The organism is Kitasatospora sp. NPDC001539 (assembly GCF_040298565.1).
GTDB lineage: Bacteria > Actinomycetota > Actinomycetes > Streptomycetales > Streptomycetaceae > Kitasatospora.
Genome location: NZ_JBEPAK010000133.1, coordinates 1 through 20,056, shown reverse-complemented (window position 1 = coordinate 20,056; position 20,056 = coordinate 1). Strand labels below are relative to the sequence as shown.

Below are 20,056 nucleotides of genomic sequence, written 5' to 3'. Positions count from 1 at the left end.
GCGCCTGGGCGCGGGCCGCGAAGGGCTTGCCGCGGTCGACCTCGATCTCCACCAGCAGGGTGTCGGAGAACTGGCCCACGGCCTCGGCGATCCGGCACCGGCCCGCGCGCCTGCGGCTTGTGGTGGGGGGTAGCGGGTATGGGGGTCGGTATGGGTCTTGAAGAGATGGTTGTGCCGGCGACCGAGGCCGGGCGGGACGGGCTGCGGGTGATTCTGGGGACGCCGCTGGAGGCGGTGGTCGCGTTGGACTTCGACGGGACCTTGGCGCCGATCGTGGCGGATCCCGCGCGGGCCAGGGCGCATCCCGGGGTGGTGGGGGCGCTGCGGGGGCTGGCGCCCGTGGTGGGGGGCCTCGTGGTGGTGACGGGTCGGCCGGCCGGGGTGGCGGCGGAGTACGGGGGGTTCGACGCGGTGCCGGGCCTGGTGGTGCTGGGGCACTACGGCGCCGAGCGGTGGGAGGACGGCGTGGTGACGGCGCCGGAGGTGCACCCCGGGGTCGCGGGGGTGCGGGCGGCGCTGCCCGGGACCTTGGAGCGGGTGGGGGCGCCCGAGGGCACCTGGGTGGAGGACAAGGGGCGCTCGGTGGCCGTGCACACCCGGCGCACGGCGGCGCCGGAGGAGGCGCTGGAGCTGCTGCGCGCGCCGGTCGGGGAGTTGGCCGCCGAGTACGGGCTGGTGGTGGAGCCCGGCCGGCTGGTGTTGGAGCTGCGGCCGCCGGGGGTCGACAAGGGTGCCGCGCTGACCGCGTTCCTCCAGGAACGCGGGGCGCGGGCGGTGCTGTACGCGGGCGACGACCTGGGGGACGTGGCGGCCTTCTCGGCGGTCGAGAAGCTGCGCGGGCAGGGGACGGCTGGGCTGCTGGTGTGCGCCGGAGCGGTGGGGGACGCTCCGGTGCGCGAGCTCGCCGACCGGGCGGACGTGGTGGTCGACGGCCCCGAGGGTGTGGTGGAGCTGCTGGCGGCTCTGGGGGAGTCGCTCAGAGGGCGTTGAGCTGGTCCAGGAACCACTGCTGCGGGGGGAGCGCGGTGGCCGCCGCGGCGAGGCGCTTGGTGCGGTCGGCGCGCTCGTCCGGGCTCATGGTGAGGCCGGCGTGCAGGGCCTCCGCGGTGGCGACCACGTCGTACGGGTTGACGACGAGGGCGTCCTCCCGGAGTTCGGCGTGGGCGCCGGCCTCGCGGGACAGCACGAGGGCGCAGCCGTTGTCGGAGACGACCGGGACCTCCTTGGCGACCAGGTTCATGCCGTCGCGGATGGGGTTGACCAGCGCGACGTCGGCCAGCCGGTAGGCGGCGAGGGAGCGCGGGAAGTCGTCGTCGACGTGCAGCATCAGCGGCTGCCAGGTGGGGGTGGCGAACTCGGCGTTGATGGCCTCGGCGAGCTCCTGGACGGCGGCCGTGTAGCTGCGGTACTCGGCGAGGTCGGTGCGGGAGGGGTACGCGAAGGCGATGTGCACCACCCGGTCGTGCCACTCGGGGCGGGTGCGCAGCAGGTGCCGGTAGGCCTGGAGGCCGCGGACGATGTTCTTGCTGAGTTCGGTGCGGTCGACCCGGACGATGGTGCGGCGGTCGCCGACGGCGGCGCGCAGGGCGGCGAGGCGCTCGTCCACGTCGGGGCGGTGGGAGCGCTCGCGGAGGAAGTCGGCGTCGGCGCCGAGGGCGTGCACGCCCAGGCGGGTGGTGCGGCCGCTGGGGGTCCCCCCGGCCGAAGGCTGGGGGAGGGTGACGGTGAGCGCCCCGGGGTCGACGGTGGCGCCGAGGAGGTCCTCGCAGCAGGCGGCGAAGGCGCGCGCCCAGCGTTCGGTGAGGAAGCCGGCCCGGTCGGCGCCGAGGATGCCGGTGAGGACGGCGCGGGCGACGTCGTCGGGCAGCAGCCGGTAGTACTCCGGCGGGGCCCACGGGGTGTGGGAGAAGTGGCCGATCCGCAGGTCGGGGCGGAGCTCGCGGAGCAGGCCCGGGACGAGCGAGAGGTGGTAGTCCTGGACGAGGACCGCGGCGCCCGGGGCGGCCTCGGCGGCCAGGGCCTCGGCGAAGGCGGTGTTGTAGGCCTGGTAGGCGGCCCACTCGGTGCGGAAGTCGGTGTCGAAGGAGGGCGCGGTCGGGGTCGCGTACAGCAGGTGGTGGACGAACCAGAGCGTGGAGTTGGCGATGCCGTTGTAGGCGTGGGCGAAGGTCTGCGGGTCTATGTCCAGCATCCGTACGGCCTGGCCGCCGACGTCGTGGCCGGCGCGGTCGAGACGGCCGTCGGGGGCGCCGGCCGCGGCTCGGCGGTCGGCGTCGTTGAGGGCCGCACAGACCCAGACGGCGTCGGGGTCGTCGATCGCGGACAGGCCGGAGACCAGGCCCCCGCCGCCCCGGCGCAGCGTCAGGGTGCCGTCGTCGGCGGTACTGAACGACACCGGCCCCCGGTTGGATGCCACCAGGACGGGAGCGGTGCCGGTGGCACTCGAACGTTCGGTCGTGAGATCGCCCATGGTTGGGATGTTGCCGGGGGTCCGGGGTGGCAAACCCCTCAGTGGCGGGTGGCGTATTCGGTGACGGTGTGCATCGGGGGGCGCTCGAGGGCGGTGACGGGGTGGGTGTGCGCGATGAAGGCGCGGGTCTCCGGGTCGCGGGTGAACTGGGTGAGGTGGGGGTGGACCAAGTCGGCCGAGGCCTTGAGGCGGTGGGTGCGGTCGAGGCGTTCCAGGGCGGTGCGGTAGATGGTGGCGGCCATCCGGCCGAGGGCCTGGCCGTCCTGGTGGCGGTGGTGGCGGACGCCGACGTCGACCTGGGCCAGGGCGTCCAGCCCGGCCAGTTCCAGGGCGTCGACGAGGAGGCCGAGTTCGACGCCGTAGCCGGTGGGGAAGGGGAGCCGTTCCAGCAGCGAGCGGCGGGCCGCGTACTCGCCGCCGAGCGGCTGGACGAAACCGGCGAGTTCCGGCCAGTGGAGGTTGAGCAGGGGGCGGGCGACGAGTTCGGTGACCCGGCCGCCGCCGGTCGGGACGACCGCGTCGGGGTCGCCCGCGGCCGCGCCGGTGACCTCGAAGGGGCGGTCGTACATCGCCTTGACCAGCTGGATGTTCCCGTCGGTCAGCAGGGGCCCGACGGTGCCGTAGACCAGGGCCGGGTCGAACTCGCGCAGGTCGGCGTCGACGAAGCAGACGATGTCGCCGTGGGTGACCAGCAGCGAGCGCCAGAGCACCTCGCCCTTGCCGGGGACGGCGGGCAGCCGGGGCAGGATGGCGTCCCGGTGTTCCACCCGGGCGCCGGCCGCGGCGGCGGTGGCGGCGGTGGCGTCGGTGGAGCCGGAGTCGAGGACGACCAGTTCGTCGACCAGGGGGAGGCGGTCCATCAGTTCGCGGCGGACGGTGCGGACGATGTCGCCGACGGTGGCCTCCTCGTCGAGGGCGGGCAGGACCACGCTGACGGTCTGCCCGGTGCGCCGCTTGGCCTCCAGCAGGGTGTGCACCGGCCGGTCGGCCGCGCTCCACGAGCGGCGGCGCAGCCAGGACGCCGCCTGCGGGAGGAGTGCGGGGGTCGGTTCGGCGGGCACGGTCGGTCTCCTCGAGGGGGCGGTTTGGACGGGCCATCTCGCGTGGCGGACGGTCCCGTTCGGGATCGACGCCTTCGGATACAGTCTTCGTACAGCTGCCGGACCTCCGCACGCCGGGGTCGCCGCTGAACCACAACTTCACAAGCTCATCCAGAGGGACTGAGGGAACGGCCCGTTGACGTCCCGGCAACCTTCTCGCTCGGCTGTCGTTCACAGGCCCCGGCGGGACAGGTGCCAATTCCGGCCTGTGGCGCGACCGCGTCACGGGGAAGATGAGGAGAGAGGCCTCCGCCATCATGGCTATCGACACCGTCGCACCCTCCCCCGGCGCCCGGCCGGCGGGATCCCCCACCGTCGACCTCGGCCCCGCCGCCGCCCTGTCCTGTCGGGAGTGCGGCGCCCGGTGCCCGCTCGGTCCGAGCTTCGCCTGCGCGGAGTGCTTCGGGCCGCTGGAGATCGCCTACGAGTTCGGCGACGAGCGCGCCGAGGAGCTGCGCAAGCGGATCGAGGCCGGTCCGGCGTCGATCTGGCGGTACGCGCCGCTGCTGCCGGTGCCGGCCGACGTGGCCTCCAAGCCGAACCTGAACCCTGGGTGGACCCCGCTGGTGAAGGCGGACAACCTGGGGCGGGAGCTCGGGTTCACCGCGCCGCTGCACGTCAAGGACGACTCCGGGAACCCCACCCACTCGTTCAAGGACCGGGTGGTGGCCTGCGCCATCGAGGCGGCGCGGGCGTTCGGCTACACCACGCTGTCCTGCTCCTCGACCGGCAACCTGGCCGGTGCGGTGGGCGCGGCGGCGGCCCGGGCCGGGTTCCGCTCCTGCGTGTTCATCCCGCACGACCTGGAGCAGGGCAAGGTCGTGATGGCCGGGGTGTACGGCGGCGAGCTGGTCGGCATCGAGGGCACCTACGACGACGTGAACCGCTTCTGCTCCGAGCTGATCGGGGACCCGGCCGGCGAGGGCTGGGGCTTCGTGAACGTCAACCTGCGCCCGTACTACGGCGAGGGTTCCAAGACGCTGGCGTACGAGATCTGCGAGCAGCTCGGCTGGCGGCTGCCGGAGCAGATCGTCATCCCGATCGCCTCCGGTTCGCAGCTGACGAAGATCGACAAGGGGCTGCAGGAGCTGATCAGGCTCGGCCTGGTGGAGGACCGGCCGTACCGGATCTTCGGGGCCCAGGCCGAGGGCTGCTCGCCGGTGTCCGCCGCGTTCAAGGCGGGCCGGGACGTGATCAAGCCGGTGAAGCCGGACACCATCGCCAAGTCGCTGGCGATCGGCAACCCGGCGGACGGCCCGTACGTGCTGGACATCGCCCGCCGCACCGGCGGCGCGGTCGAGGACGTCACCGACGCGGAGGTCGTGGCGGCGATCCGGCTGCTGGCCAGGACCGAGGGCATCTTCGCCGAGACCGCGGGCGGGGTGACCGTCGGCGTGCTGAAGAAGCTGGTCGAGACCGGTCAGCTGGACCCGGCCAAGGAGACCGTCGCGATCAACACCGGCGACGGCCTGAAGACGCTGGACGCCGTCTCCGACGCCGGGATGACCGCCGTGATCCGCCCGACGCTGGAGTCCTTCCGCTCCGCCGGTCTCGCGTCCGCCTGACCCGACCCCACCCCGCTAGGAGAGCCATGAGCGCCAACGTCCGCATCCCCACCATCCTGCGCACCTACACCGGCGGCGCGGCCGAGGTGACCGCCGAGGGGGCCACCCTGGCCGAGGTCATCGCGGACCTGGAGAAGAACCACGCGGGCATCTCCGCCCGCATCCTGGACGACACCGGAAAGCTGCGCCGATTCGTCAACGTGTACGTGAACGACGACGACGTCCGCTTCGCGGACGGCCTGGAGACCGAGATCAAGGACGGCGCCGGCATCTCGATCATTCCGGCGGTGGCCGGCGGCTGCTGAGCCCCGCGTCCGCTTCTCCGGCCGCCCGCACCACGGAATTCGGCTCTCCGTCGGTGCGGGCGGCCGTCGGTATTTCGGCGGGAATATTCCGGGTCGGGTGGGAGTAGAGTGTGGCTCGGCTGGGAACAAGGCTCCCCTTTCGGCTCGCACGCCGCTCGGCCCGAGGCCGTCCGGACGTTGAGACCGGCTCGTGCCCCCGGCCGTGAAACATGTCAGGCAGATGTCAGAATTCCTGCACGGATTTGGGTAATTCGTCCGCTATGTCCGGCGTGAAATGCCGATTTCCTCCCGGTTTGTTCGGCCTTGTCTCTTGACGGGTCCCGTGAATTCCCGGCGGCTGGCCCTGTTGCAGAGGGCGTCGATCCGGATACATTCAGCCGCGGTCGACGCAATCGCCCGCTCACCGGAAGCCGTTCGGCGTTCCGCGCGGGGATTGCGGCGTGCACGGCTGCGCCCAGGGGGGGTTCCCCGGGCCGGCCTCCAACCAGACCCGGGCCCGCGACCTGCGGGCGCGTGAAGGGCCAGCACAGCACTAGGGGAGTTCGGAATGGCTCAGGGCACCGTCAAGTGGTTCAACGCGGAGAAGGGCTACGGCTTCATCGCGGTCGACGGTGGTGCGGACGTCTTCGTCCACTACAGCGCGATCCAGATGGACGGCTACCGCACCCTCGAGGAGGGCCAGCGGGTCGAGTTCGAGATCTCCCAGGGACAGAAGGGCCCGCAGGCGGACATGGTCCGCGCGGTCTGACCCCCTTCCGCTCCAGGAGCTCGGCGCGGCCCACTGCTGGTGGAACCCTCGCTTCTCGGCGGGCCCGTACGACGTGCGTCGTACGGGCCCGTTCGCGTTTCCCGGCGGCTCCCGCGGCGGCTCGCGGGTCGCCGATTGGGCTTGCACTCGACCACCTGGAGTGCTAATCATTGGCGTTAGCACTCACAGCGTGAGAGTGACAGCGGACCGGGTCGGTGAGGCCCCCGGGAGCGGTAGGGGAATGGACCCCCGCACACCAGGGCCGTCCGTCGCGGGCACCCCTTGGTCCGAGCAGTCGACCGTGTCCCGGAGGACCACTTCAGATGGCCAAGATCATCGCCTTTGATGAGGAAGCTCGCCGCGGCCTTGAGCGTGGCATGAACCAGCTCGCCGACGCAGTGAAGGTCACGCTCGGCCCCAAGGGTCGCAACGTCGTTCTGGAGAAGAAGTGGGGCGCCCCCACGATCACCAACGACGGTGTCTCCATCGCCAAGGAGATCGAGCTCGAGGACCCGTACGAGAAGATCGGTGCGGAGCTCGTCAAGGAGGTCGCCAAGAAGACGGACGACGTCGCGGGTGACGGCACCACCACCGCCACCGTGCTCGCCCAGGCCCTGGTTCGCGAGGGTCTGCGCAACGTCGCCGCCGGCGCCAACCCGATGGCTCTGAAGCGCGGCATCGAGAAGGCCGTCGCCGCCGTCTCGGACCAGCTGCTGGCCCAGGCCAAGGACGTGGAGACCAAGGAGCAGATCGCCTCCACCGCCTCCATCTCCGCCGCCGACACCCAGATCGGCGAGCTGATCGCCGAGGCCATGGACAAGGTCGGCAAGGAAGGCGTCATCACCGTCGAGGAGAGCAACACCTTCGGCCTGGAGCTCGAGCTCACCGAGGGCATGCGCTTCGACAAGGGCTACATCTCCGCCTACTTCGCCACCGACCTGGAGCGCATGGAGGCGACCTTCGAGGACCCGTACATCCTCATCGCCAACTCCAAGATCGGTTCGGTCAAGGACCTGCTCCCGCTGCTGGAGAAGGTCATGCAGAGCGGCAAGCCGCTCGTCATCATCGCCGAGGACGTCGAGGGCGAGGCCCTGTCGACCCTGGTCGTGAACAAGATCCGCGGCACCTTCAAGTCCGTCGCCGTCAAGGCCCCGGGCTTCGGCGACCGCCGCAAGGCCATGCTCGGCGACATCGCCATCCTCACCGGCGGCACCGTGATCTCCGAGGAGGTCGGCCTCAAGCTGGAGAACGCCGGTCTCGACCTGCTGGGCACCGCCCGCAAGGTGGTCATCACCAAGGACGAGACGACCATCGTCGACGGTGGCGGCGACAGCGAGCAGGTCGCCGGTCGCGTGAACCAGATCCGCGCCGAGATCGAGAACAGCGACTCGGACTACGACCGCGAGAAGCTCCAGGAGCGCCTCGCCAAGCTGGCCGGCGGCGTGGCCGTCATCAAGGCCGGCGCGGCCACCGAGGTGGAGCTCAAGGAGCGCAAGCACCGCATCGAGGACGCCGTCCGCAACGCGAAGGCCGCCGTCGAGGAGGGCATCGTCGCCGGTGGTGGCGTCGCCCTGCTGCAGGCCGGTGTCGCCTTCGAGAAGCTGGAGCTGGAGGGCGACGAGGCCACCGGTGCCAACATCGTCAAGGTCGCGCTGGAGGCCCCGATCAAGCAGATCGCGACCAACGCCGGCCTCGAGGGCGGCGTCGTGGTGGAGAAGGTGCGCAACCTCCCCGCCGGTCACGGCCTGAACGCCGCCACCAACGAGTACGTCGACCTGGTCGCCGAGGGCATCATCGACCCGGCCAAGGTCACCCGCTCCGCGCTGCAGAACGCCGCCTCCATCGCGGCGCTGTTCCTCACCACCGAGGCCGTCATCGCCGACAAGCCGGAGAAGGCCGCTGCGGCCGCCGGCGGCGGCATGCCGGGCGGTGACATGGACTTCTGATCCTGATCGCTCCGATCGGATCGGTTGACTCCCGTCCGCGTGGGCGGCTCCCTCAGGGGGGCCGCCCACGCGGCGTTTCCGCGTTCGGGCGCCGGCGGGAGAGGATGGACGGATGGCTTCCGACGACATCGAGACCGCCCTGCACAACGCGCGGGCACTGATCCTGGCCGACCTCACCGCGCGGGACGTGGCGGACGCCGCCGTCGTCTCGCTGGTGGAGGACGCCGTCACCCACCGCCGCTGGTGGCTGGAGCAGTGGCCGGACGGCACCGAGTACGTCCTCGGGCTGATCGCCCAGGACGTCCAGGACGCCCTGCTGGAGGCCTACGGGCGGTGGCCGCTGTGCGCCGACTGCGCGGCCGACGGGGACCCGCACGCGCTGGGCGTGGAGCCGGAGCTGGGGCCGGAGCCGCACTGGGTGTGCGGCAAGCGGGGCGTGGTGGTGGCGCCGGTGGGGGAGCTCGTTTAGGGCCGGACCGGCCCCGGTCCGGCCCGGCCGCCGCCGAGGTCCGCCAGCTCGGCGGTGAGGTTGGCGCGGGCGGCCGCGGTGAGGCGTTCGGCGGCGGCGGGGGTGCGGTAGAGCGCCGGGAGCGCCAGGAGGGCGCGCAGGACGGCGGCCCGGCCGGCGCGGAAGTCCGGCTCCGGGACGAAGCCGTACTCCTGGCGGACGGCGGCCGCGTAGGCCGCGTACGCCTCGGGGGAGCCGCCGAGGACGGCGAGGTCCGCGTCGCAGAGCACCTCGCCGTCGCGGTCGCCCGGGGCGGGGTCGTGGGTGACGGTGAGCAGGACGAGCCGCTCGACCTCGGCGACCCGCTCGGGGGGCAGGCCGACGGCGGTCAGCGCGCGGACGGCCAGGGCGGCACTGCGCTCCTCGTTCTCGGTGCGGTCCGGCCGGTAGACGGCGTCGTGGAACCAGGCGGCGAGCCGGACGGTGTCCGGGTCGGCGGCGTGCCCGGCGAGCTCGTCGACGTGCCGCAGGACGGCGCGCAGGTGCTCGGGGGTGTGGTAGCGCCGCTGCGGCTCCGACCAGCGGCGCAGCAGCTCGCGGCCGTACGGTTCGGGGTCGTCGGCGGCGCCGCAGCGGTGCAGCAGGGCGGTCCAGGCGGTGAGCAGGTCCTCGGTCGCGGTGGGCATGCGGCCCATTGTGTCGGCTGGTTCCGGTGGACGGGATGTGCCGGTCAGCGATATATGTAGACGCATGACAGAACGCTCCATGCAGGAGCCCACGCTGCTTCTGCTCACCGCGCTGGCCGACGCCCCGAGGCACGGCTACGCGCTCATCCAGGAGATCTCCGCGATCTCGGACGGCCGGGTCAAGATGCGCACCGGCACGCTCTACGGGGCGCTCGACCGGCTGCTCGGCCAGGGCCTGATCGAGGTCGCCGCCGAGGAGGTCGTGGACGGCCGCGCCCGTCGCACCTACGCGCTGACCGATACCGGTCGGGGCGCGCTGGCCGCCGAGGCGGAGCGGCTGCGGGCCGTGGCCACCGAGGCCGAGCGGCGGCTGTCCGTCTCGGTCACCGCCGTCACTCCGAGGGTCAGGGGGGCCTTCGCATGAGCATGAACGGGACCGTCGCCGTCCGGACCGCACTGGCGCTCTACCCCGTCCGCTACCGGCGCGAGCGGGGCGAGGAGCTGGCCGACGTCTTCGCCGACACCACGGCGGGGGCCGGACCGGTGGCCAAGGTCCGGGAGCTGTTCGACCTGGGCGCCTACGGGCTGCGGATGCGGACCGGGCTGACCTCCTCCTCCGGGGGCGGCCGGCTGGCGGCGCTGGCCGCCCCGCTGGTGGTCGGGGCCGCCGGAGGACTGGCGGCGGGCCATGCGCTGCTGACCTACCTGACCCTCGGTCTGTCGCGCGCTTCGCTGCTGTACTCCCTGCCCTACTGGGTGATGTGCGGCGCTGCGGTGCTGTCCGCCGTCGTGGCGATGCTGGGGCGGTGGACGGCGGCGAAGCTGCTGGCCGTGGTGGCGGCGCTGGCGGCGGTGGCGGACCTGGTGCGAGCGGTGAGCGAGCCGCAGGTCGTCCAGCCGCTCTGGATCTTCCTCGCCGTCTTCGAGTGGAGCGGGCCGTTCGTGTTCTGGGCGCTGCTGCTGCTGGCCGCGCCGAAGGACGCCCTGCCGGTGCCGACCTGGCGGGAGCGGGGCCTGGCGCTGGCCGCGGCGGTGATCACCCCGGTCGCAGCACTCACGGACAACGTCTACACCAGCTTCCACCAGCTGGACCCGCAGTGGCGTGCGCTGATGATCGCGGTGCCCCTGGTGATGGCGCTGTCGGCGGTGCGCGGCTGGTACCTGGTGGCCGTGCCGGGGCTGGTGGCGCTGCCGTGGGCGGTGTGCGTCAACCTCCAGGCGCTGTGGCAGCAGGAGGGCGGGGCCTGGCGGCTGCTGCCGATGGCGGTGCTGACGGTGGCGGCGGCGGTCGCGCTGGCGCTGCTGGGCCGCCCGAAGGGGATGGCCGGGCCGCGCGGGCGGCAGGCCGCCTGAGGCGGGGCTCGGCGGGGTGGCGGTCTCGCCGGGGGCGGTCGGATGTGGCAGGGTGTGCGATATGTCTAGACCAATTTTCGAAGTCATCGCGCTGACGCCCCAGGACGCCACGGCTGCCGAGTCGGGCGGCGCCGACCGGCTCGAACTGGTCACCGACATGGCCGCCGACGGCCTCACCCCGTCCGTCGAGGACTTCGGCCGGATCCGTTCCGCCGTCGCCCTGCCGCTGCGCGTCATGCTGCGGATCCGGGACGGCTTCGCCCCGGGCGACCTGGACGAGCTGTGCGCCCGGGCCGCCGCCCTGCGGGCCGAGGGGGCCGAGGAGTTCGTCCTCGGGTTCCTCGACGCCGACGGCGCGGTCGACCTGGCCGCCACCGCGGCCGTCGCCGGGGCGATCGCCGGCTGCTGCTGGACCTTCCACCGGGCGATCGACCACAGTGCCGACCGGGCCGCCCTGCGCGCCGCCGTCGGCGCCCTGCCCGGGCTGGACACCTTCCTCACCTCCGGCGCGGCCGCCGGCGTCGACGCCGGCCGCGAGGTGCTGGCGGCCGAGCTGGCCCGCGCGGGCGAGCCCGGGTACACCCAGCGGATCCTGATCGGCGGCGGCCTGCGGGCCGAGCACGTGCCGGGACTGCGGGCGGAGGGCTTCGACGCCTTCCACGTCGGCGGCGCGGTCCGGGTCGACGGCTGGCGGACGCCGGTGGACGCGGCCAAGGTCGCCGAGTGGCGGGCGCTGATCGACGCCTGAGTGGGCGTCGGAAGGGGCCGGCCCCGTGCGCGGGACCGGCCCCGTCGTGCTCCGCGGGCGCGGCCCTTTCGCCCTCCGCGGGCGCGGCCCTTTCGCCCTCCGCGGGCGCGGCCCCTTCGCCGTCCACGGGCGCGGTTCAGCGGAGCTGCTCGGGCAGCGGCTCGGTGTGCAGCACCGTGAGCCCGGAGACGGCACGGGTCAGCGCCACGTACAGCCGGCGCAGGCCGGTCCGCTCGTCCGGCTCGCCGGCGACCACCGCGGCCGGCTCGTCCAGCACCACGTAGTCGTACTCCAGACCCTTGGCCAGCGAGGCCGGGACGAGGGTCAGCCGGGAGTCGGCGCTGGTCTCGGTGCCGGGCGTCAGGTGCGCCAGCCCGGCGTCCGCCAACGCCCGGGCGAGCAGCGGGATCCTGGCGTCGGCGGCGATCAGGCCGGTCGAGCCCTCGTTCTTCAGCGCCTCCCGGCAGGCCGCGACGACCGCCTCCACCGCCTCCGGCCCGTCGACCCGCCGGACCGCCAGGGAGCCGGGCGCCTGGCGGACCGAGCCGGCCGGGGCCAGGCCCGGGGCGATCGCCGGGAGCAGCCGGGACGCGTAGGCGATGACCTCCTCGGGCACCCGGAAGCCCTTGGTCAGCTCCTCGACGTGCGCGTCCGGCTTGCCCAGGTGGCGCAGCGCCTCCGGCCAACTCGCCGTCGCCCAGGGCGTGGTGCCCTGGGCGAGGTCGCCGAGGACGGTCGCCGAGCCGGTGCTGCAGCGGCGGCCGACGGCGCGGTACTGCATCGGGGAGAGGTCCTGGGCCTCGTCCAGCACCACGTGCCCGAGCGAGGGCGTGCGCTGCACCAGGTCCGCCGCCTCGTCCACCAGGACGGCGTCGGCCGGCGTCCAGCGGGCGGTTCTCACCGAGCGGCCGGGCTTGGGCCACAGCACGGCCCGCTGCTCCTCGGGGGTGAGCACGCCCTCGGCGCACTCGGCGAGGAACTCCGGCTCGGACAGCAGCCGCAGCACCAGCTTGGCCGGGTCGACGGCCGGCCAGCACTCCTTGACCACGGCCTTGACGGCGCTGTTGCGGGCCACCGCGTCCTGCACCCGGTCGTCCGGGGCCTCCCCGGACTGCTCCATCTTCAGCAACACGGCATGCGCGATGCGCTGTGGCAGGGCGTCCCGGGCGGCGCCGTAGCGGATCTCGCGGCCCTTCAACTCCTCGATGATCTCGACCAGTTCGTACGCGGGGACGCGCCAGCGGCGGGAGCCCCGGACCACCACGCAGGGCTCGGTCGGCAGGGTGATCCCCGCGCGCACCGCCCGGCGCAGCACCTCGGCCATCCGGGCGTCGCCCTTCAGCCGGGCCGCCTCCGGGGAGTCCTCGCCCCGGACCTCGACGTGGGCGACCAGCTGCTGCACGGTGGCCTGGGCGACGTCCAGCTCGCCGAGGGCCGGGAGCACCTGCTCGATGTAGGAGAGGAAGGCGTTGTTCGGGCCGATCACCAGGGTGCCGGTGCGGGCCAGGCGCTCGCGGTGCGCGTACAGCAGGTAGGCGACGCGGTGCAGGCCGACGGCCGTCTTGCCGGTGCCGGGCGCCCCCTGGACGCAGATGGTGCCCGTGACGTCGGCGCGGACGATCTCGTCCTGCTCGGGCTGGATGGTGGCGACGATGTCGCGCATCGGGCCGACGCGGGGCTTCTCGATCTCGGCGGCGAGCAGCGCGGAGGCGGTGTCCGTCTCGGCCGGGTCGGTGAGGTGCTCGTCCTCGTAGGCGGTGAGTTCGCCGCCGGTGTAGCCGAAGCGGCGGCGGCGCTCGACGTCCATCGGGTCGGTGCGGCTGGCCCGGTAGAACGGCTGGGAGACGGGTGCGCGCCAGTCGATCACCATCGGGTCGCCGTCGGCGTCGTGGACGTGGCGGCGGCCGATGTAGAAGCTCTCCCCTCCTCCCGCCCGTCGCCCACCGCCACCCTTCCTCGGCGCGCTTCGCGCGGCACCTCCCGTTCCGCTCAGTTCCTCGCTGATCGGGTGGAGGTAGTCGAGGCGGCCGAAGAACAGCGGGGTGTCGGCGAGGTCGGCCAGGGCGGCGATCCTGGCCTCGATCTGGTTCTGGAGCACGACGGCGGACACCCAGGTGCCGGTCACGTCGCGCAGGTCCAGCGACTGGACGTCCTCGCGCATCGCGCGCAGTGCGGCGCGGGACGCGGCCAGGTGGTCGCGTTCGCGCTGGAGGGGGTCGGTGGTGGGGGTGGCGGGCACAGCGAACCTTCCCGGCTGCCCCGGACGCGGGCGCAGCGGATCGATGGAGCTCACGGTGGGTACGGCCGACCGGTTGCCGTGCGGTCGGCGCCTCCCCCGGCTGCCTGCGGAACACCGCCAGGTACCACGGTTCGGGAGGGGGCAGGCGGACGATCTTAGACCCGTCGGTCTCGGGGTTCCAGCCCCGCAGGTCTCAGGGGTCGCCGTACACCTGGAGGACGACCGGCGCCGCGGCGGATGCGGCCTTTGGAGTGATGCCCCGGGCCGGTCGGGTGCCTACCGTTGAAGACATGAGCAGAAAGAACAGCACCCCCCGTACGGGCCCGGCCGGTGCCACCGCCGTCCAGGGCCGCCACCGCAACCCGCTGAGCACGGCCGTCCGCAACCTGGGCATCGCCCTGGACACCGCCGCGCGGGTGATCTTCCTCGGGCGCGACGGTGTCCGTTACTGAGCGTCCCGGCGGTTACAGCACGTCGTCGGCGTCGACGATGCGGTACGCGTAGCCCTGCTCGGCCAGGAAGCGCTGCCGGTGGGCGGCGAAGTCCTGGTCCACGGTGTCCCGGGCGACCACCGAGTAGAAGTGCGCCGCGTGCCCGTCCGCCTTGGGGCGCAGGACGCGGCCCAGGCGCTGGGCCTCCTCCTGGCGGGAGCCGAAGGTCCCGGAGACCTGGATGGCCACGGTGGCCTCCGGCAGGTCGATCGAGAAGTTCGCGACCTTGGACACCACCAGGACGCTGATCTCCTTGTTGCGGAACGCGTCGAAGAGCTTCTCCCGCTGGGTGTTGCTGGTCTCGCCCTTGATCACGGGGGCGTCCAGGACCTCGCCGAGCTCGTCCAACTGGTCGATGTACTGGCCGATGATCAGCGTCTGGTCCTTCTCGTGCTTCTTGACCAGCGCCTCCACCACCCGCCGCTTGGTCGCCGTGGTCGCGCAGAAGCGGTAGCGCTCCTCGGGCTCGGCGGTGGCGTAGGCCAGCCGCTCGGAGTCGGTCAGGGTGACCCGCACCTCGCAGCAGTCGGCGGGCGCGATGTAGCCCTGGGCCTCGATCTCCTTCCACGGGGCGTCGAAGCGCTTGGGCCCGATCAGGCTGAACACGTCGCCCTCGCGGCCGTCCTCGCGCACCAGCGTGGCGGTCAGGCCGAGCCGGCGGCGGGCCTGGAGGTCGGCGGTGAACTTGAACACGGGGGCGGGCAGCAGGTGGACCTCGTCGTAGACCACCAGGCCCCAGTTGCGGGCGTCGAACAGCTCCAGGTGCGCGTAGACGCCCTTCCGCTTGGTGGTCATCACCTGGTAGGTGGCGATGGTGACCGGGCGGATCTCCTTCCGGGTGCCGCTGTACTCGCCGATCTCGTCCTCGGTGAGCGAGGTGCGCTTGACCAGTTCGTGCTTCCACTGGCGGGCCGAGACGGTGTTGGTCACCAGGATCAGCGTGGTCGACTTGGCGTGCGCCATCGCGGCGGCGCCGACCAGCGTCTTCCCGGCGCCGCAGGGCAGCACGACGACGCCCGAGCCGCCGTGCCAGAAGCCCTCGACGGCCTGCGCCTGGTACGGGCGCAGCTGCCAGCCGTCCTCCTCGAGGTGGATCGGGTGCGCCTCGCCGTCCACGTAGCCGGCGAAGTCCTCGGCGGGCCAGCCGAGTTTGAGCAGCACCTGCTTGATCTGGCCGCGTTCGGAGGGGTGCACCACCACGGTGTCCGGGTCGACCCGGGCCCCGACCAGCGGCACGATCTTCTTGGAGCGCAGCACCTCCTCCAGCACCGGCCGGTCGGTGGTGGTCAGGACCAGCCCGTGCGTCGGGTGCTTGACCAGCTGGAGCCGGCCGTACCGGCCCATGGTGTCCGCCACGTCCACCAGCAGCGCGTGCGGCACCGGGTAGCGGGAGTACGTCACCAGGGCGTCCACCACCTGCTCGGCGTCGTGGCCGGCCGCGCGCGCGTTCCACAGCCCGAGCGGGGTCACCCGGTACGTATGCACGTGCTCGGGTGCGCGCTCCAGTTCGGCGAACGGCGCGATGGCGCGGCGGCAGTCGGCGGCCTTGGGGTGGTCGATCTCCAGGAGAAGAGTTTTGTCGCTCTGGACGATGAGCGGTCCGTCGTTCACGCGGGGGAGCCCTCCACTGGCTGACAGGCTGGATGACGCAGACCCTCCAGTGTCGCTCATCGCGCGGGGTACGCGGGCGGGTCGTCGTGAGGGGTGCGCGGGCGGGCTCGTCGCGCGGGTGCGTAAGGGGGTCTCGTCGCGCTCGGCCGCGGTCGGCCCCGGCCCTGCGGGGTGCCGGGTGACCGGCGGGGCCCTCAGTCGTTGGGCTGGGCATGAACAAGTCGAAGCGTGTTCTCACCGCCCTCGCCCTGATGGGCTCGGCCTTCGCCGCCACCGCCGCCTCGGCCGGCTCCGCGCACGCCCTCGCGGGCATCGGCGAGGGCCCCGGCGGCCTGCTCGCGGCGCCGGGCTTCCTGCTCGCGGACACCGTCACCGGGGGTGGACTGCCGGTCGGCCAGGGGCAGATCGGCAGCCTGGCGGACAAGGCGATCGCCGAGAAGATGAAGGAGTCGAAGGGGCACTGACGCCCCGGCCGTCAGCCGCCCCCCGCCGTTGGCCGTCCCGCCGTTGGCCGTCCCGCTGTTGGCCGTTCCGCCGTTGGTCGTTCCGCCGTTGGCCGTCCGCCGCCCCGGCGGCCGTCACTCGTCGAGTTCGGCGACGCCCGTGATGCGGTGGAGGGCGAAGGTGCGCAGTTCGTCGGCGTGGTGGTCGAAGGCGGTGACGAAGCCGCCTTCGACCTTGACCGGGTCGATGATGCGCTGGCTGGCGATGCCCTCGGCGTTGAGGTAGCCGATCCACATCCGCTCGCCGAGCAGGACGGCGGTCTGCAGGGCGGCCAGGGTCTCGGCGGCCGCGGTGCGGGGCAGCCGGCGCGGGTCCGGGGCGGCCTCGCGGCGGGAGGCGGTCGCGGCGCGGTCACCGGCCCGGATGGCCTTGATCGCGGCGGCGAGCAGGGTGTCGTCCGGGGCGGGCGGGCCGTCGGGGACGGGCGTGGGCGCCGTCCGGGGCGGGGTGCGGTGGGTGTCCGGGCGGGTGATCAGCACGTCGCCCTCCGCGGATTCGGCGGCCGGGGCGTAACCCATCGCGCGCAGGGTGGCGAGCAGGACGTCCGGGGCGGCCTGGGAGGCCAGGACGGTGGGGGCGAGCAGCCGGAGCCGCAGGTCGGCGGCGCGGCGCTCGGCGAGCACCTCGCCGAGCAGCGAGGGGTCGTCGCAGCGCAGGTAGGAGGAGGCGGCGCCGACGCGCAGGATGCCGTGCCGGCGGGCGACGTCCTCGATCAGGTAGCCGAGCGGCTGCGGGACGGGCGTGCGGCTGTGCTGCGCCAGGAAGGCCTGGAGGTCGGCGGCGGTGCGGCCGGCGTCCAGGGCGCGGCGGACGGAGGCCGGGGTGAACCGGTAGACGGTGGCGCCGCCCTTGGACTCGATGTCGGCGCACAGCGCGAGCGCCTGGGCGAGCGGGGTGAGCAGCGGGCCGGGGGCGATCGCGGTGAGGTCCGGCTGGAGGATCACGTGGTCCAGCGGCTGCGGCAGCAGCGGGGCGAGCACCTCGGCCGGGTCGGACTCGGCGGTGAGCAGGGCGCGGGCGGGCGCGGCGAGGGCGCCGCGGCCGGTGATGCCGAGCAGTTCCGCCTCGGCGAGGGTCCAGGCGGTGAGGTCGTCGCGCAGCTCGCGGCCGTCCGGGCCGGTCGGGCCGCCGCGCAGCGGGCGCTGCCAGCGCAGGGCGGGCAGCAGTTCCTCGGCGGTGGCGGCGGTGCCGGGCGGCAGTTCGGCGAGCAGGGCGAGGGTGGCGCGGCGGACGGACGGGGCGAGGGTGCGGTCCAGTTCGGGGCCGAGGGCGGCGCGCGGCTTGCCCTTGCCGTCCGGGGTGCCGGTGAGGGCGGGCACGCGGGTGGCGCCGAGCCAGGCGGTGGCCAGGACGGCCCAGCGTTCGGCGGTGTCCAGTTGCAGCCAGCCGTCGTACGCCGGGGTCGGCGCCCAGCACTCGTCGACCTCGCCGTCGGGGGCCAGCAGGCCTGCGGTGTAAGCGAGTTCGAGCCAGAAGGCGGCCTGCTGCTCGGTGGTCCCGAGGGTCTGGGCGGTGCGCTTGAGGTCCCGTACGCCGAGGCCGCCGGCCCGCAGGGTGGGCGGCGGGTTGAGGCCCCAGGCGTCCAGGAGTTCCTCGACGGTCTTGACCGCGGTGTGCGCCTGGCCGGCTGCGGCGCCGTCCACGACCTGGGGATCGCGCGGGGCGGCGGCGGGCGCGGGCTCGGGCTGGAGGGGTTCGACGGTGCGGTGGGTGCGGCCGCCGCGCAGGTGCAGGGCCAGCTCGCGGGGCAGCACGACGCTGCCGGGGCTGGTGGGCAGCAGCAGGCCACGGGCGAGCAGCCACTCGACGGGGCTCTGCGCGTCCTCGGCGGTGACGGGGCGGGTGGCGTCCGGGACGGTGCCGGTGGGCGGTCCCCAGACCAGCCGCTCCAGCAGGCGCAGCGCGGGCTCGGGGGCGGTGGCGAGCAGGGCGGTGCAGCGGGCGCGGTCGCTGAGCAGGGAGGTCAGGGCGGCGACGGCGGTGACCGGGTCCGGGGTGGGGGGCTGGCCGGCCGAGGCGAGCAGCTGTTGCAGCCGGGCCGGGGACATGCCCGCGGTGGCCTCGGCGAACGTCGGGCCGAGGCCGGTGCGGCCGGGGTTGGCGGCGGTCGGGGCGAGCGCCTCGCGCACCGCGAGGACCAGCCGCAGGCCGTTGTCCGGGCCCCAGAGCAGCGCGCGGTCGCGCAGGGTGGCGATCGCTCGGGGCAGCTCGGCGGCGACGGCGGACCGGTCGGCGGGGGTGAGCGGGGTGGCGCCGGGGTGCGGCTTGACCTTGGCGGGGCCGGTCAGCAGCGTCCGTACGGTGGCCAGACCGGTGCCGTCGGGGGCGGTGGCGAGGGCCTCGGCGACCTGGAGGGTGAAGCGGTCCAGCCGCTCCAGGGCGCGCAGCGCGGAGGCCCGCGAGGACAGCCGGGCGGACAGCTGGGTGAGGTCGCCGGGGACGGGGTTCAGGAGGTCGGGGCGGGAGCGGAGCAGGGCGGCCAGCGCGTCGTCGGGACGGGCGCGCAGCTCCTCGGCGAGGGTGCGGGGGCCGGTGGCGGACCTGCCCTGGCGTCGAGGGCCCTGCTGTGTGGTCATTCGACCTAGGTTAGTCGCGCGGGCGGACGGCCGGGCCCCCTGCGGCGGCGGGTGCTTCCGGCGGGGGAGCGGCGGGCCGGGGTCTTCGTGGCGGGACTCGCGCGGGCGGGGCCCGGTGGGTAGCGTCACGGCCGAGGGCGGTTCGGTGGGCGGCCGCGCTCCCAGTGGGCGGGCCGGGCGAGGCGGGGTGTCGGTGATGACGGACGGCGAGTGGTGGCGCAAGAGCGGGCCGTGGAGCGAGCGGGCGGGGGCGTCGGGTCCGGGGGTGCCTGGTCCGGGGGCGCCCGGTTCCTCCGGGTCGGCGCCGGCGTCGGGTTCCCCGGGGGCGGCCGGGCCGGCGGGTGACGGCGCGGAGGGCGCGGGCGTGCGCGGAGGTCCGGCGGAGGACAGCGTCTACGGCCCGTCGGCGGCTCCGGCCGCGTCCGGCGGCATCCCGAACGTGTCGCTGGACCTGCCGGGCGTCGCCGGGCCCGAGACCGGTTCGGGGGTCATCCCGCCGCCCATGGTGCAGAGTTCGAGCCCGTGGACGATGACGATGCTCGACTTCTCGGACACCCCGCAGCCCGCGCCGAAGCCGGTCCCCGAGCAGCGGGTGGAGGAGGAGGCGGCGCCGGTCGAGCCGGCCGCGACGAAGCCGGGGAAGCAGCGGAAGGCCAGGGCCGGGGCCAAGGCCGCCCCCGCCGCCGGGCCCGGCCCGGCCAAGGGCGCCCGCAGGCCGTCCCCGCTGATCGTGCTCTCCTGCGGGCTGCTCGTCGGCGGCGCCGTGTCCGGCTTCTTCCCGGCGATGCTGGCGGGTTGGGGGCTCGGCTACCTGACCCGGCAGATCTCGGACATGACGCGCAAGTTCGTGATCCTCGGGATCCCGCTGATCACCATGAGCGCGTCCACCCTGTTCACCATGCAGCACGCCAAGGAGAGCGGCGGGGCCGCCCGAACGGGCTCGCCGCTGGGGGAGTTCAGCTGGTCGATGGCGCCGGGGGTGCTGCGGACGGCTGCGGTGCTGACGGCGGTCGTCCTGCTGCTGCTCGGCCTGCGCCGTCGCCGGCCGCAGCAGGGCTGAGCCCGCCGCTCGCCGCAACCGGGGCTGAGCACCCCGCTCGCCGCGGCAGGGCTGAACGCGCCGCGCGTCGCAACCGGGGGCTGAGCACGGGCCGGCCCCGCACCCACCAGGCTTGGAGGCGGCGTACGGGGACTGGGTGTTGATCGGGTGGTCCTCGGTGATCGGCACGGTCTGCGCGGTGCCGTAGGTCTCACTGGTGGAGGTGT

General features: G+C 74.0%; 18 protein-coding genes, 1 pseudogene and 1 riboswitch. Of the genes and pseudogenes, 12 read left to right on the top strand and 7 right to left on the bottom strand.

The features are described from left to right. Positions 1–165 precede the first annotated feature (165 nt). Positions 166–990 carry a trehalose-phosphatase gene (otsB, locus tag ABT247_RS20770; RefSeq protein WP_350744288.1) on the top strand — a complete coding sequence of 275 codons (825 nt, stop codon included), beginning with the start codon at positions 166–168 and terminating at the stop codon, positions 988–990. Here otsB and ABT247_RS20765 read toward each other — a convergent pair. Both ABT247_RS20765 and ABT247_RS20760 read right to left on the bottom strand, forming a co-directional pair. Next, positions 977–2,470, bottom strand: a complete 1,494-nt coding sequence (locus tag ABT247_RS20765; protein WP_350744287.1) for an alpha,alpha-trehalose-phosphate synthase (UDP-forming) — start codon at positions 2,468–2,470, stop codon at positions 977–979. The genes otsB and ABT247_RS20765 overlap by 14 nt on opposite strands. 38 nt (positions 2,471–2,508) lie before the next feature. Further along, a complete protein-coding gene (locus ABT247_RS20760; protein ID WP_350744286.1) occupies positions 2,509–3,531 on the bottom strand; it encodes a glucosyl-3-phosphoglycerate synthase in 1,023 nt (340 codons plus the stop codon). Positions 3,532–3,674: 143 nt separating this feature from the next. Further along, a riboswitch (SAM riboswitch) is annotated at positions 3,675–3,810 on the top strand. Positions 3,811–3,827: 17 nt separating this feature from the next. Here ABT247_RS20760 and thrC point away from each other — a divergent pair. From thrC to ABT247_RS20735, 5 genes are all read left to right on the top strand, one after another. Then, a complete protein-coding gene (gene thrC / locus ABT247_RS20755; protein WP_350744285.1) occupies positions 3,828–5,135 on the top strand; it encodes a threonine synthase in 1,308 nt (435 codons plus the stop codon). Positions 5,136–5,161: 26 nt separating this feature from the next. Continuing rightward, positions 5,162–5,440: a ubiquitin-like small modifier protein 1 gene (locus ABT247_RS20750; protein WP_350744284.1), complete on the top strand. Its 279-nt coding sequence runs from the start codon at positions 5,162–5,164 to the stop codon at positions 5,438–5,440. Positions 5,441–5,987: 547 nt separating this feature from the next. Then, positions 5,988–6,188: a cold-shock protein gene (locus tag ABT247_RS20745; protein WP_153461112.1), complete on the top strand. Its 201-nt coding sequence runs from the start codon at positions 5,988–5,990 to the stop codon at positions 6,186–6,188. A 323-nt stretch (positions 6,189–6,511) separates the two neighbouring features. After that, positions 6,512–8,134, top strand: a complete 1,623-nt coding sequence (gene groL, locus ABT247_RS20740; protein ID WP_350744283.1) for a chaperonin GroEL — start codon at positions 6,512–6,514, stop codon at positions 8,132–8,134. A 112-nt stretch (positions 8,135–8,246) separates the two neighbouring features. Continuing rightward, positions 8,247–8,603, top strand: coding sequence for a DUF8819 family protein (locus ABT247_RS20735; RefSeq protein WP_350744282.1), 357 nt, complete (start codon positions 8,247–8,249; stop codon positions 8,601–8,603). On the opposite strand, the gene ABT247_RS20730 is transcribed toward ABT247_RS20735, so the two are convergent. Continuing rightward, positions 8,600–9,268, bottom strand: a complete 669-nt coding sequence (locus tag ABT247_RS20730; protein WP_350744281.1) for an HD domain-containing protein — start codon at positions 9,266–9,268, stop codon at positions 8,600–8,602. The two genes, ABT247_RS20735 and ABT247_RS20730, sit on opposite strands and share 4 nt — an antisense overlap. 64 nt (positions 9,269–9,332) lie before the next feature. Here ABT247_RS20730 and ABT247_RS20725 point away from each other — a divergent pair, with 64 nt between their 5' ends. From ABT247_RS20725 to ABT247_RS20715, 3 genes are all read left to right on the top strand, one after another. Beyond that, the gene (locus ABT247_RS20725) at positions 9,333–9,692 is read left to right on the top strand and encodes a PadR family transcriptional regulator (RefSeq protein WP_350744280.1); all 360 of its coding nucleotides are present in this window, start codon (positions 9,333–9,335) and stop codon (positions 9,690–9,692) included. Next, positions 9,689–10,621, top strand: a complete 933-nt coding sequence (locus ABT247_RS20720) for a hypothetical protein (RefSeq protein ID WP_350744279.1) — start codon at positions 9,689–9,691, stop codon at positions 10,619–10,621. Before ABT247_RS20725 ends, ABT247_RS20720 begins: the two co-directional genes overlap by 4 nt. Before the next feature lie 61 nt (positions 10,622–10,682). Next, positions 10,683–11,369: a copper homeostasis protein CutC gene (locus ABT247_RS20715; RefSeq protein WP_350744278.1), complete on the top strand. Its 687-nt coding sequence runs from the start codon at positions 10,683–10,685 to the stop codon at positions 11,367–11,369. A gap of 136 nt (positions 11,370–11,505) precedes the next feature. Here the strand turns inward: ABT247_RS20715 and ABT247_RS20710 are convergent, their stop codons facing one another. After that, positions 11,506–13,530, bottom strand: a complete 2,025-nt coding sequence (locus ABT247_RS20710; protein ID WP_502892476.1) for a HelD family protein — start codon at positions 13,528–13,530, stop codon at positions 11,506–11,508. A 368-nt stretch (positions 13,531–13,898) separates the two neighbouring features. On the opposite strand from ABT247_RS20710, the gene ABT247_RS20705 reads away from it, so the two are divergent. Further along, positions 13,899–14,060, top strand: a complete 162-nt coding sequence (locus tag ABT247_RS20705) for a hypothetical protein (protein ID WP_350744276.1) — start codon at positions 13,899–13,901, stop codon at positions 14,058–14,060. Between the two features lie 12 nt (positions 14,061–14,072). On the opposite strand, the gene ABT247_RS20700 is transcribed toward ABT247_RS20705, so the two are convergent. Further along, positions 14,073–15,710: a DNA repair helicase XPB gene (locus ABT247_RS20700; RefSeq protein ID WP_350744275.1), complete on the bottom strand. Its 1,638-nt coding sequence runs from the start codon at positions 15,708–15,710 to the stop codon at positions 14,073–14,075. Between the two features lie 212 nt (positions 15,711–15,922). Between ABT247_RS20700 and ABT247_RS20695 the strand changes: the two genes are divergently transcribed. After that, positions 15,923–16,174, top strand: coding sequence for a hypothetical protein (locus ABT247_RS20695; protein WP_350744274.1), 252 nt, complete (start codon positions 15,923–15,925; stop codon positions 16,172–16,174). A gap of 114 nt (positions 16,175–16,288) precedes the next feature. Here the strand turns inward: ABT247_RS20695 and ABT247_RS20690 are convergent, their stop codons facing one another. Next, positions 16,289–18,790 carry a helicase-associated domain-containing protein gene (locus tag ABT247_RS20690; RefSeq protein ID WP_350744273.1) on the bottom strand — a complete coding sequence of 834 codons (2,502 nt, stop codon included), beginning with the start codon at positions 18,788–18,790 and terminating at the stop codon, positions 16,289–16,291. 364 nt (positions 18,791–19,154) lie between these two features. Between ABT247_RS20690 and ABT247_RS20685 the strand changes: the two genes are divergently transcribed. Beyond that, a complete protein-coding gene (locus ABT247_RS20685) occupies positions 19,155–19,850 on the top strand; it encodes a hypothetical protein (RefSeq protein WP_350744272.1) in 696 nt (231 codons plus the stop codon). 102 nt (positions 19,851–19,952) lie between these two features. Here ABT247_RS20685 and ABT247_RS20680 read toward each other — a convergent pair. After that, a pseudogene (locus tag ABT247_RS20680) lies at positions 19,953–20,056 on the bottom strand (GDP-mannose 4,6-dehydratase); the annotation flags it as partial.

Excerpts from the sequence above, each read along its gene's own strand:
- otsB (WP_350744288.1), top strand. The coding sequence starts at position 166 with ATGGTTGTGCCGGCGACCGAGGCCGGGCGGGACGGGCTGCGGGTGATT.
- ABT247_RS20765 (WP_350744287.1), bottom strand. The coding sequence starts at position 2,470 with ATGGGCGATCTCACGACCGAACGTTCGAGTGCCACCGGCACCGCTCCC.
- thrC (WP_350744285.1), top strand. The coding sequence starts at position 3,828 with ATGGCTATCGACACCGTCGCACCCTCCCCCGGCGCCCGGCCGGCGGGA.
- ABT247_RS20750 (WP_350744284.1), top strand. The coding sequence starts at position 5,162 with ATGAGCGCCAACGTCCGCATCCCCACCATCCTGCGCACCTACACCGGC.
- ABT247_RS20745 (WP_153461112.1), top strand. The coding sequence starts at position 5,988 with ATGGCTCAGGGCACCGTCAAGTGGTTCAACGCGGAGAAGGGCTACGGC.
- groL (WP_350744283.1), top strand. The coding sequence starts at position 6,512 with ATGGCCAAGATCATCGCCTTTGATGAGGAAGCTCGCCGCGGCCTTGAG.
- ABT247_RS20735 (WP_350744282.1), top strand. The coding sequence starts at position 8,247 with ATGGCTTCCGACGACATCGAGACCGCCCTGCACAACGCGCGGGCACTG.
- ABT247_RS20730 (WP_350744281.1), bottom strand. The coding sequence starts at position 9,268 with ATGCCCACCGCGACCGAGGACCTGCTCACCGCCTGGACCGCCCTGCTG.
- ABT247_RS20725 (WP_350744280.1), top strand. The coding sequence starts at position 9,333 with ATGACAGAACGCTCCATGCAGGAGCCCACGCTGCTTCTGCTCACCGCG.
- ABT247_RS20720 (WP_350744279.1), top strand. The coding sequence starts at position 9,689 with ATGAGCATGAACGGGACCGTCGCCGTCCGGACCGCACTGGCGCTCTAC.
- ABT247_RS20715 (WP_350744278.1), top strand. The coding sequence starts at position 10,683 with ATGTCTAGACCAATTTTCGAAGTCATCGCGCTGACGCCCCAGGACGCC.
- ABT247_RS20710 (WP_502892476.1), bottom strand. The coding sequence starts at position 13,530 with ATGCGCGAGGACGTCCAGTCGCTGGACCTGCGCGACGTGACCGGCACC.
- ABT247_RS20705 (WP_350744276.1), top strand. The coding sequence starts at position 13,899 with ATGAGCAGAAAGAACAGCACCCCCCGTACGGGCCCGGCCGGTGCCACC.
- ABT247_RS20695 (WP_350744274.1), top strand. The coding sequence starts at position 15,923 with ATGAACAAGTCGAAGCGTGTTCTCACCGCCCTCGCCCTGATGGGCTCG.
- ABT247_RS20690 (WP_350744273.1), bottom strand. The coding sequence starts at position 18,790 with ATGACCACACAGCAGGGCCCTCGACGCCAGGGCAGGTCCGCCACCGGC.